Origin of the sequence: Oscillatoria salina IIICB1 (assembly GCF_020144665.1) — a bacterium.
In the GTDB taxonomy this organism is placed as follows: domain Bacteria; phylum Cyanobacteriota; class Cyanobacteriia; order Cyanobacteriales; family SIO1D9; genus IIICB1.
Map to the genome: position 1 here is coordinate 1 of NZ_JAAHBQ010000146.1, position 990 is coordinate 990.

Annotated in this window: 1 protein-coding gene; it reads left to right on the top strand. The window is 42.2% G+C overall.

The annotated features are described in order from the left end of the window. Window positions 1-117: 117 nt before the first annotated feature. Window positions 118-708, top strand: coding sequence for a recombination mediator RecR (gene recR, locus G3T18_RS24520; RefSeq protein WP_224413220.1), 591 nt, complete (start codon window positions 118-120; stop codon window positions 706-708). Window positions 709-990: the final 282 nt, after the last annotated feature.

Genomic DNA, 990 nt, shown 5'->3' on the forward strand with positions numbered 1-990 from the left:
TTCAAGAAAAAGCTGCCTCCTTAATTGGGGGCGCTTTTTTTGTGTTACAAGAAGTTTTGTCGCCTTTGGGAGAAAAGTGTCATGATAAAGGAGTACCGCTAGAGGAGAAAAGAAGCAATTTATACGCCTCCATTAGCTCATTTAATCGAGCAGTTGCAACTTTTACCAGGAGTGGGACCGAAAACCGCCCAAAGACTCGCACTGCATATTCTTCAACGTCCAGACGCAGAAGTACAAGCTCTTGCTAACGCTTTAATGGAAGCAAAGAAGAAAGTTGGTTTGTGTAAAATTTGCTTTCACTTATCTGCTGAACCTGTTTGCGAAATTTGCCGGAATAAAAATCGAGATGAAGAAATTCTCTGTGTGGTTGCAGACTCCCGCGATGTGATTGCATTGGAAAAAACAAGAGAGTATCGCGGGAAGTATCATGTTCTCGGAGGTGTAATTTCGCCGATGGATGGGATAGGTCCAGAACAGTTGCATATTCAGCAATTGGTGCGGCGAGTGAGTCAGCAAAAAGTTCAAGAAGCGATTTTGGCTATTAGTCCGAGTGTCGAAGGTGAGACAACGACTCTTTATGTCGGTCAATTATTGAAGCCTTTTGTGAAAGTGACCAGAATTGCCTTTGGATTACCAATGGGTGGAGATTTGGAATATGCGGATGAGGTAACTTTAGCAAGGGCTTTGGAAGGAAGACGAGAACTGTAGTGTGAAACCTTCAGAGTATAAGGGATTTATGGTTCTAGCTTATCTTTAAGCCCCTATTCACTCAACTGTTACTCATCTTGACCTCTCGAAGTACGGCTGTAGCTGAATATGTTACTAAATCAGCAGTGAGTGACGTTACTCATCTTAGCTTGACCCTTGGTAGGTTAAAAAAAATACAGTCTATAATTTCAGTCTGTAATTACAGTCTGTAATTTTCATAGCCTACCAGGTGAGCTAACCAGCTAACTATGACCTTGCTCATCCAGAAGATTATCCCACTCG